10 protein-coding genes and 1 pseudogene are annotated in these 8890 nt (G+C 58.9%); 1 reads left to right on the top strand and 10 read right to left on the bottom strand.

Translation table 11 applies throughout. The features are described 5' to 3' along the window. Nucleotides 1–344: 344 nt before the first annotated feature. From NW834_RS02005 to NW834_RS01975, 7 genes are read right to left on the bottom strand one after another with little or no spacing between them, the layout of a single operon-like run. Nucleotides 345–1025 (bottom strand): Na(+)/H(+) antiporter subunit B, encoded by a 681-nt coding sequence (locus NW834_RS02005; protein ID WP_414419857.1) that lies wholly within the window; start codon nt 1023–1025, stop codon nt 345–347. After that, nucleotides 1022–1543, bottom strand: a complete 522-nt coding sequence (locus NW834_RS02000) for a DUF4040 domain-containing protein (protein WP_414419856.1) — start codon at nt 1541–1543, stop codon at nt 1022–1024. Before NW834_RS02000 ends, NW834_RS02005 begins: the two co-directional genes overlap by 4 nt. A gap of 9 nt (nt 1544–1552) precedes the next feature. After that, nucleotides 1553–1834 (bottom strand): monovalent cation/H(+) antiporter subunit G, encoded by a 282-nt coding sequence (locus NW834_RS01995; RefSeq protein WP_011431879.1) that lies wholly within the window; start codon nt 1832–1834, stop codon nt 1553–1555. Between the two features lie 19 nt (nt 1835–1853). After that, on the bottom strand, nt 1854–2105 hold the full coding sequence (locus tag NW834_RS01990; RefSeq protein WP_011431878.1) for a hypothetical protein: 252 nt from the start codon (nt 2103–2105) through the stop codon (nt 1854–1856). Continuing rightward, nucleotides 2102–2506 carry a Na+/H+ antiporter subunit E gene (locus NW834_RS01985; protein ID WP_041436089.1) on the bottom strand — a complete coding sequence of 135 codons (405 nt, stop codon included), beginning with the start codon at nt 2504–2506 and terminating at the stop codon, nt 2102–2104. Before NW834_RS01985 ends, NW834_RS01990 begins: the two co-directional genes overlap by 4 nt. Continuing rightward, the gene (locus tag NW834_RS01980) at nt 2490–3962 is read right to left on the bottom strand and encodes a cation:proton antiporter (protein ID WP_414412771.1); all 1473 of its coding nucleotides are present in this window, start codon (nt 3960–3962) and stop codon (nt 2490–2492) included. The genes NW834_RS01985 and NW834_RS01980 overlap by 17 nt, the downstream gene beginning before the upstream one ends. Next, nucleotides 3955–4317: a cation:proton antiporter subunit C gene (locus NW834_RS01975; protein ID WP_414406349.1), complete on the bottom strand. Its 363-nt coding sequence runs from the start codon at nt 4315–4317 to the stop codon at nt 3955–3957. The genes NW834_RS01980 and NW834_RS01975 overlap by 8 nt, the downstream gene beginning before the upstream one ends. A gap of 332 nt (nt 4318–4649) precedes the next feature. Here NW834_RS01975 and glp point away from each other — a divergent pair, with 332 nt between their 5' ends. After that, a complete protein-coding gene (glp, locus tag NW834_RS01970; protein WP_414419855.1) occupies nt 4650–5909 on the top strand; it encodes a gephyrin-like molybdotransferase Glp in 1260 nt (419 codons plus the stop codon). A gap of 68 nt (nt 5910–5977) precedes the next feature. Here the strand turns inward: glp and NW834_RS01965 are convergent. The 3 genes and pseudogenes from NW834_RS01965 to NW834_RS01955 all read right to left on the bottom strand — a co-directional run bounded on the left by NW834_RS01965 (nt 5978) and on the right by NW834_RS01955 (nt 8850). Continuing rightward, a pseudogene (locus NW834_RS01965) lies at nt 5978–6882 on the bottom strand (IS630 transposase-related protein). A gap of 166 nt (nt 6883–7048) precedes the next feature. Next, entirely contained in the window at nt 7049–8512 is a 1464-nt protein-coding gene (locus NW834_RS01960; RefSeq protein WP_414419854.1) for a cryptochrome/photolyase family protein, read from the bottom strand. A gap of 122 nt (nt 8513–8634) precedes the next feature. Next, nucleotides 8635–8850 carry a hypothetical protein gene (locus NW834_RS01955; protein WP_238376842.1) on the bottom strand — a complete coding sequence of 72 codons (216 nt, stop codon included), beginning with the start codon at nt 8848–8850 and terminating at the stop codon, nt 8635–8637. Between the last annotated feature and the right edge of the window lie 40 nt (nt 8851–8890).

Genomic DNA, 8890 nt, shown 5'->3' with positions numbered 1-8890 from the left:
ATTGTAGAGGTCACCTGCAGGTCAAGTTGCTCATCGGGATCCCTCTTTTTTGAGTGTTGCGCTTTCAAAGGCTATGCGGCAAGGTCGCAGAGGGATCTGCCGAGCGAGGAGACGCTCTATGGCCAGGCTAATTGTTCGCAACGTTGACGCAGCCATTGTCAAAGCTCTTGAACAAAGGGCTAGTCGTTATTGGTGTGTGGGGATGCTTGTGGGTACCTTACCCTCAAGACGTCGTTGACAAACAACCAGCGGCTACAGCCTTGGCTTACGGACTGACCTTGGTTACCCGTAATGTCCGTGATTTTGCCAGGACAGGGGTGCCTCTCATCAACCCATTTGAAACCTCATAACAAGCCGCGGTAGCGAATAAAGATCAAAACTGCCGCCCAGGATCCCAGCGCCACCTTGATGGCTACCAAAATGTTAAGAATCGGGATCCAGCCGCCGCTAAACAGAGCTCCCAACTCCCCTCTGGGCAATTCCCAGCCGGCCAGAGCCATCACAGCCACCCCGATAAACGCCACCACCGACAGCTTCTCCCACATCGCAGCCCGCCACCGTTTGTAGATGGCCTCCATCCAGGCGGAAGAGGCGGTGATCGCCACCAAGCCAATGGCCGTCCCCCCCGCCACCCCGGCAGCAAAGCCTCCGCCCGGCGTCAGGTGCCCTCGAATAGCAAGCTCCACCGCGATCAAAGCCGAAATGGTGGCTCCCACTCGCGCCAACACAATCGAGGGAATATCGGTAAATTGAGCTACATTGGCTGTCGGCTGCTCATCCGCCAGCAGGTATTGGGCGCCCAAAATTGCCGTGGAAAACACCACCACTTCAAAGACCGTATCGTAGAGGCGGTTGCGCAGAATGAGACCCGTCACCGTGTTGGGCACACCGCTTTCGCTGGCCAGAATCTCCACTGCCTCGACTAAAGCCACGCCCGCTGCGCGATTGGGGGAAACGGATCCCGCCTCGCCCACAATGAGCTGTAGGGCTGCCAGCAGCACCGCTATCCCGTACACCCACTTCATGTCGCCATCACCTCAGCGGCCAGAGCTTGCTGCGCCAAAATGGCCTGCAGGCGGGGCACGCGTGTAACCAGGCGATACTCTGCTGCTTCTCCACCGGGCTCAAGGGCAATGGTGTGTACCTCCCGGCTGCGAAGAGCAGCCACCAACGCCTCTGAACTCCCATAGGCGGTCAACTCCAAGCGCATGTGGTACCGCTGTAGCCCTTGGCGCATCTGCTGTAACAGCTGCCGCGCTGCTGAGGTACTGGCCTCCAGCACAGGGCTGCCTTCGAGAACGCCCAGGCGCATGCTCAGCGAAGAGCGCACCGCAATGGCGTAGAGGGTAATAGAAAGCATGGTGCCCACCAGTGCCTCGGTCAGGGCCACATCCGCCGCCCCAAACAGCGCATAGATCAGGGCGGCAATCGTCCCCAGGATCCCTCGCATTACCAAGGCGTGGTAGGGATTGGTCTGAGTCACCACCAAGCTTGCCGTCAGGGCCAGGAGTAACGCCATCACCAGCAACAGGGTCTCTTCCATCCTGCCCTCCTATAGGGACTTGCGCTGCGAGCAAAACGCCAGCACATAGCCCAGAATGGTATTCCAAATAGCCAGGGAGATCAGTGCCAACACCAACAGGGGCCATTCCCGTGGGATCCGCAACAGCAGCCCCAGCATGATGCTCATAGAGCCCAGGGTGTCCGACACCGAAAGGCCGTGCAGCTTAAATAAAATCGAGCGATCCCCAAGGAGCGGCGCCGTTCCCCACAACCAAAACAGCACACCAATCCCAAACAACAGATAGCTCAGACCTTCCACCCAGACTTCCATACCTACCCCCAGGGCCTTTCTAAAGCATTTCCAGCCGTTTCAGTACATGAGCCAAGAGCATTAAGGCCGCATTGCCCACCGACAAAATCAAAACCCCCACAATCCCGATCATCCAATCATCCCGCACCACCGACACCACCAAAATCAGGATGGCCGTCTTTGTGGCCAAGCTGGCAAAGGCGAGCATCGTCTGCCAAATATCTTCCTTCAGCCAAGCGGCATACAGGGGCAAGCACAGCGTTAGGGTCAGGAGAAACAGCAGTAGGTTCACACGTCCTCCCGCGGCTTGAGCACATGGACTTCATAAGTGCCTTGGGCATTGCAATTGAGCACGATGGTTTTGGGCGTGAAGGTAATTAAAAAGATATCCAGAAACACCAGCCCTGCTGAACGGTTGGGCAGGGTTTGTTTGTATACAACTTCCTCAACAGTGTGGGGCTTGAGGATCATCTCGAAGGCTTCCCAGTAGGCTCTTGGGATGGCGAGAAGAATTTCCTGGAGCACTCGCCCCCAATCCCGCCATTGCACCGGTGCGGAAGCCTGGCGCGGCAGCAGCAACGTTGCCGCCACCCCGATGGCCACATTGTCCCAGCTCAGATTGCCCGTCAGCAGAAACCAAATTAAGAGGCGCAGGCCGATCTCCAATAGACCCAACTCAGGGTAGCGTCCCATAGTTCCCCACAGCTAACAGAGCCCAAACCAGCACCAACACTATGCTCAAGCCGCCCACCACTGCTTCCAGCCCTTCGTTCACCGACCCTCCCTTCAGAGGGATCCGCTCCCAAAACCAGCCTAGGGGGATCCCAACGCCCAAACTGAGGAGCGCCTTGAGAAGATTGTCAGCGCCATAGGCCGCCGGTAGCCAGCCCCAGAGCAAGCCCCCACCCCAAAGCACCAGTGCCACTTTATCTTGCCAAGGAGTTGCAGAGGTGGTTGCCCCCTTCATTGGAGAAACAGGTGCCCGCAGCACTCGCACGCCTAAACAAGTGGTGCCGACGGTAACCCCCACCAGCAGCCACTCGTGCCAGGGATCCAGAGCAGACAAGCTGAGGGCCTTGGCCGCATACCCCAAACTGCCGGGTACCCCTGCCAGGGAAGCCGTCCCCAAGAGCAGCATCGGCCAACGCCAGGGATGGGTCACGCTTGTTCCAACAAACAGCAAGGGCTTTGCCAACCCATGGGCAAGACCGTACAAACCTGCCCATTGAGGGGCAGCAATCACAAATCCCATCTGCGATACCGAGCTCCAGGCGAGAAGGTGCTGGGGCGTGCTCCCCATCAAGGCCAGTAGGATCCCGAAAACGGCTGAACCAGCGCTCAAGTAGGGCAACCCCTGGGCCAAGACCGGCGAAGCCTCGCTGCAGCGCACCAAAGCCATGGCTCCTGCTTTGGTCGTAAAACCGCTGAGCACCGCCGCGATAACGGGATCCGCGGTAACGTAGGTGAGGGGCAGCCACAGGCCGGCAACGAAGATCGCCCCCTTGGCCAAAAGACCCACAGCAATCAGCGCCAAGGCCGTGGGGTCGGCCATAACCAAACTGCTCATCGCCAGGGATCCCGTGCGCACATAGACCAGGATTGCGCCCATCAGGTAGAAGAGCATGGCCACATTGCTCATGAAAAGGTAGCGCAGCCCCACCCAGAGCTGGCGATCGCGGTGCGGAGCATTTTCTTCCACTGTGGGTTGGCCCTCAGCCCGCCGCCCATAGGTCAGCAGCAAAAACACGCCGATGCTGAGCACCTCCAGGGAAACGTAGACGCTGATCAGGTCGGCACTGATGATGACGGCGTTGGCGCTACCGTGCACGATCAGTAGCTGCATGGCCAGAAAGCGGCTGCCCGCAAAGCGTCTATCCAAATACAGCGCCACCCCCAGCGTGACCAGGCCGTGGGCCAAGAGCATCGCTGCTCCATTGGCATCGATCCGCAGCGTCACCCCGAAGTGATCCAAAAGCTGCAGCTCCAAGGGCGCAGCGGTTGTGCCGGGCAAGCCCCCCTGCTGCACCGCATAGACCACCGTCAGCGCGGCCATCCCCACCAGGCTGGGACGGGTCAGGGCTGGCATCAAGTAGGTTGTGAAGGCCAGTAGAAAGGGCAATGCCACCCACACCAGCGTCAGCTCAGTCATCGGTAAAAGTGCTCTGCGCCCCTGACGCGACTGCCTGTTCGATGCTCTCGACTTCGAGGGTGGGATGATTGCGGGACAGCTTCATCACCCCCACCAACATCAAGGCTTGTACCGATAGGCCAATGACGATGGCCGTGAGGATGATCCCCTGAGGCACCGGGTCGGCATAGTCCAGCTCGCGCCAGGGTTTGTAGATGGGGGTGAACACACCGCTCCGGGCTGCCCAGATCACGAAGAAGGCGATGACCCCGGTGCTCATAACATCCATAGACAGGATCTTCATAATGAGGTTGCGCTTGACCACGACTCCCCAGAAGCCAAGGAAGATCGTGAGGATGACGGCGGCACTTAACATGGACACCTCGCTTGCTGCGCTCGAGCTATCTGGTCGCTCAGTCGTTCTAAGGCTACGCCCGCTACGTGACCAGTATCCAGCTTCCGCAGCCGCGGCAGCCAGATAGCCTGTGGCCGGCTGCAACGCTGCCGGGATCCCCATCTCCCCAACAAGGCCGGGATCCCGAAGTAGAAAGAGTTGCAGACTCCGAATAAGCAACTTGACCCGACTTCTTGCCAGCTCTGGGGCTTGGTGGGATCCTGGTCATACACTTCTCATGCCAAGGTCGGAATTGATGGCCGCTGTCCGCAGTTTAAGTTGTTTTTAATGGCCTTGGCGGAACCGACTTCTGGATGCTGAAGAAAGGTGTTGGAGAAGGGGGTTTAAAAGCCGTGATGCTGCCGGTGGCGGAAGCAGAAGCCCTGATTTTGCAGGCGGCTCAGCCGCTGGGCCCAGAGTGGGTGGAGCTGGGATCCGCCCAAGGCCGCGTTCTCAGCCAAACTGTGTATAGCCCCCAGGATTTTCCGGCCCATCCCACCTCCAGTATGGATGGCTATGCCGTGCGCCATGAAGATGTGCAAGCGGGGATCCCTTGTGAGCTGCAGGTGATCGAGACTCTCCCCGCCGGAAAGGCACCCACCCGAGAGCTCCAGCCTGGACAAGCGGTGCGTCTCTACACCGGCTCCCTCTTGCCCAGCGGTGCGGACACCGTGGTGATGCAGGAATACACGCAGCAACCTTCGCCAGGAACCGTTCGCCTCTTGCAGCGTCCGCAGCGGGGCCAATTTGTCCGGCCTCAGGGAGACTTTGCCCGCCAGGGGGATCCCCTCCTGCCGGCAGGGCAGGCTTTGGGCGGAGCGGAGCTAGCCGTTTTGGCCGCCATCCGACAGGCGATGGTGCCGGTGTTTCGTCAGCCCCGGGTAGCCCTGTTCTCGACAGGGGATGAGCTAGTGCCCATCCAGCAGGTGCCGGGGCCGGGGCAGGTCGTGGATTCCAACCAGTACGGCCTGGCGGCTCTGGTCAAGGCAGCGGGTGGGATCCCGATCCAGTTAGGCATCGTGCCGGATCGGCCCCAGGTGTTGCGGCAGGTCGTCCAGCAGGCCCTGGCCTCTGCCGATGGGGTGATCTCTTCTGGAGGGGTATCGGTGGGGGATTTTGACCTGGTGGAAAAGGTGCTGGAGGAGTTGGGAGGCGAGATTTTCATCCGCAGCGTGGCCATCAAGCCGGGCAAACCCCTGACGGTGGCTCGTTTTCCCAATCCCCACGGCCCCCCCAAGCTCTACTTTGGCCTGCCGGGCAACCCTGCCTCTGCCCTGGTGACCTTCTGGCGCTTTTTGCACCCGGCCCTGCGAAAAATGGGCGGATCCCTGCCCCCCTACTGGCAGATCCTCTCCGCCTTCAGCCCGGTGGATCTGCATGCCGACGGTCAGCGGGAACACTATCTCTGGGGACGGCTGCAGGTCAGGCCTGAGGGGATCCAATTTCAGCCCGCCGCCAACCTCAATTCCGGCAATCTCATCAGTCTGGCCGGCTGTAATGCCTTGGCTGTGCTGCCAGTAGGGACAACCCAGATCCCTGCCGGTTCGCCCGTTCAGGTGCTGCAACTGCCCTGAAGATCCCTAGCCCTCCTCTCGCTGCTGCTGGAATAGCCGCCATAGTCAATCCAAATAACAATGAGACGCTAGCCAGTACAACAGTTCCGTCTGCAACAGCGGACCGCAGGCCTTATCACTTCATCCACAGAAGTTCCTCTATCAGCATGCATCCTTGCCCTCTTGAGAGCACTAAAGTCACCCTCAATCTCATTCAAGTCTGGCGAGGGCCTCAGCAAAAAACCACCTCCTGCCCTGCCGCTTTCATCAAATCCTTTATCCTTCCCTTCCGTTCGCCGAGCAGGCCCTAGGCCTTTGAATCGGCCCATTGCCCAGAGTCAATACAGATGTCCTCTCCAAACTCGGCATTTAGTGTCCCTCAAATTCTTCCGCATTCGAGCTACTTGAAAAAGCGTCGGGGCTATCAAACCCCCTCTCTCCTTCCTCCTACCGGCTACTCAGCTCTCTCTCTTCCCATAAACTTTCTCCCCTCTCTTTGGCCAAGCATAAAACAGGTGCGTATCTCCCCAAACCCTGTCTCGTCATTCTCTCATCATTCGCGTCAGCGGTGCAGAGCCCATTGTAAGCTAAACTCTCACTTCCATACTTCTGAACCAACTCCCTCAAGACCCTAGAGTCGTTGATTCTCTCTTGGATTCTCTCTTGCCAATCCCGCCCTCGGTGCCTTAACTCTTTTTTTTCGCGTTGTTTTCATCTTCCTAAGAGCATAGTAAATAGCGCTGGGATGGACGCCAAACCTCTGGGCTCTATCCTTCAGTCGAGCTTCTGGGTACTGTTCTACGTCTTGCTGCAGAGCGACCAAGTCTATCTTTCGCTTCCGAGTCTTGACTTTTGTCGGCCTCAGGTCTTCTCGGTTCAGCCAGCGATAAACCGTTGCACGACTGACTTTGTACATCTGTGCAGCTGCAGTGGGGCTGCCCCCTTCCTGGACATACCCTACGACTCTCTCTCTCAGGTCTAAGCTATAGGTCATGAAGCTTCCTCCTGAGGTCTACCCCCACGTCATCTTGCCTTTAACACCGTCTCATTGTCAACTGAATTGACTACAACTACACAGACCTGCTTTGTGGTCATTTCAAATGGCACCTGTCTTGCCTTTTGTCTGCCGTCGTCGAGAGAGGGGGCAGCGGCACAGAGGACTAGGAAGGAGGGGGGAGACCGTCTCGAACAGACCTAGAGTAGGCCTGCTGCACCGCCTGGTAGCGCCGTTTGAACTCCTGCTGCTGCACCTTGTGATCCACAATGGGATCCGGATAGCCACAACTTCGCCGTTCCCGCAAAGCCCAGGCTCCCTTGGGGTCATCTCCCACCCACAGCAGAGCCGGCGTATCCAGCCGTGCCAGCTCCGGCAGATAGCGACGGATGTACTCTCCTTCCGGGTCATAGCGGGCTGCTTGCGTGGCCGGGTTGAAGATGCGCAGGGGCTTGGGATCCGTGCCCACACTGGCGCTCCACTGCCAACCGCCGTTATTGGCCGCCAGATCCCCATCCACTAGCTTTTGCATAAAGTAGCGTTCCCCCCAGCGCCAATCGATAAGCAGATCCTTGGTCAGGAAGCTGGCCACAATCATGCGGCAGCGGTTGTGCATCCAGCCAGTTTCGTTCAGTTGGCGCATGGCCGCATCCACGATGGGGTAGCCCGTCTGACCGGTGCACCAGGCCTGAAACCAGTCCTGCCGATTGTCCCACTCCAGGGCGTCGAAGGCTCGTCGATAGGCTCCGGTTTCCACGTGGGGCCAGTGGGCCAAGACATGCTTGTAAAACTCTCGCCAGCACAGCTCCTGCCGCCAAGTTTGCAAGCTGCTTTCGGCCTCTTGGCTGCGCACCTCGGCTTCCACCTCCCGCGTGGCTTGCCACACCTGGCGAATGCCGATCGTTCCCCAGCACAAGTGGGGGCTCAGTAGAGAAGTGCCCGGCTCAGCCGGGAAGTTGCGGGCTCGCTCGTAGTCCAAAATGCGCAAACCCTGACAAAAGTCTTCCAAAAGGGCTTGAGCCGCTGCTTCCCCCGCTGCTGGGATCCGCTGGTCGCAGACAAAGCCCAAATCTGCCAAAGTCGGTAGAGGCTGCGCTTTTAGTCCCGATACCGGCTGCAGACCCTCGGGGGTTGGGTAGGGATCCCGCTTGGGCAAGCTCGCCCACCTGCGCCAGAAGGGAGTGAAGACCGAATAGGGCTCCCCCGCCTGGGTCAACACTTCCCCCGGCCCGTGCAGCAGCATATCTTGGTAGGAGAAGGACTGGATCCCGGCTGCGGCCAAACTGGCCTGCACTCGACTCTCTTGCTGTAGGGCGAACGGCTCCCCATCGGCATTCCAAAACACGGCCCTGGCTCCCAGGTCTGTGGCCAAGCACCGCAACTCCACCGAGGGATCCCCCAGCCGCCAGATCAGTGGGATCCCCATCTGGGCGTAGCGCTCTTGGAGCTCTTGCAGAGCCTGAAGCAAAAAGGCCACCCTAGCTGGGGCCATGTCCGACCGTCTCAGCATCTGCGGGTCGAAAATGAAGACAGGCACCACCTGAGAGCTGCGCTGGGCTGCCTCATGAAGAGCTGTGTTGTCCCCTAACCGCAGATCGCGACGATGCCAAAGCAAAACGGGGGAAGTCATAGGCTGCCAAGCAATGGGATCCCATCTTGGCCGGTTGCCACCGCCCCTTTCAACTCACTCCCCCCAAGGCTGGGAGCCGGGGCGGCCAGAAGCTACATTCTAAAGAACCTTGAAGAACCCTATCAAAGCTCTAGACTGTCGAACACCCGACTGGGACAATAGCGGCAGCGCTCCTCTGGCTTTTGCTGGCCATCGCTGTATCCCATCGCGTAAGCTGTATCCCCCAACATCACCACAAGCTGAGTCAGCTTCAGCGAGAGCAACGGGTCAAGCGGCTCCGTCACATTCAGCATAAACTGCTCAATGGAGCGCCGCAGCGCCTCTGGCGTCTTGATCATCACGTCTCCATCCATCCATCGATGGCTTTAGGTATACATA

The sequence above is a fragment of the Synechococcus sp. R60.1 genome, assembly GCF_047461835.1.
Lineage (GTDB): Bacteria > Cyanobacteriota > Cyanobacteriia > Thermostichales > Thermostichaceae > Thermostichus.
The sequence above is the reverse complement of the archived record's forward strand: the minus strand, read 5'-3'. Positions and strand labels throughout refer to the sequence as shown.

What these genes read in the sequence shown, in the direction of transcription:
- NW834_RS02005 (WP_414419857.1), bottom strand. Translation starts at nt 1,025, where the DNA reads ATGAAGTGGGTGTACGGGATAGCGGTGCTGCTGGCAGCCCTACAGCTC.
- NW834_RS02000 (WP_414419856.1), bottom strand. Translation starts at nt 1,543, where the DNA reads ATGGAAGAGACCCTGTTGCTGGTGATGGCGTTACTCCTGGCCCTGACG.
- NW834_RS01995 (WP_011431879.1), bottom strand. Translation starts at nt 1,834, where the DNA reads ATGGAAGTCTGGGTGGAAGGTCTGAGCTATCTGTTGTTTGGGATTGGT.
- NW834_RS01985 (WP_041436089.1), bottom strand. Translation starts at nt 2,506, where the DNA reads ATGGGACGCTACCCTGAGTTGGGTCTATTGGAGATCGGCCTGCGCCTC.
- NW834_RS01980 (WP_414412771.1), bottom strand. Translation starts at nt 3,962, where the DNA reads ATGACTGAGCTGACGCTGGTGTGGGTGGCATTGCCCTTTCTACTGGCC.
- NW834_RS01975 (WP_414406349.1), bottom strand. Translation starts at nt 4,317, where the DNA reads ATGTTAAGTGCCGCCGTCATCCTCACGATCTTCCTTGGCTTCTGGGGA.
- glp (WP_414419855.1), top strand. Translation starts at nt 4,650, where the DNA reads ATGCTGAAGAAAGGTGTTGGAGAAGGGGGTTTAAAAGCCGTGATGCTG.
- NW834_RS01960 (WP_414419854.1), bottom strand. Translation starts at nt 8,512, where the DNA reads ATGACTTCCCCCGTTTTGCTTTGGCATCGTCGCGATCTGCGGTTAGGG.
- NW834_RS01955 (WP_238376842.1), bottom strand. Translation starts at nt 8,850, where the DNA reads ATGATCAAGACGCCAGAGGCGCTGCGGCGCTCCATTGAGCAGTTTATG.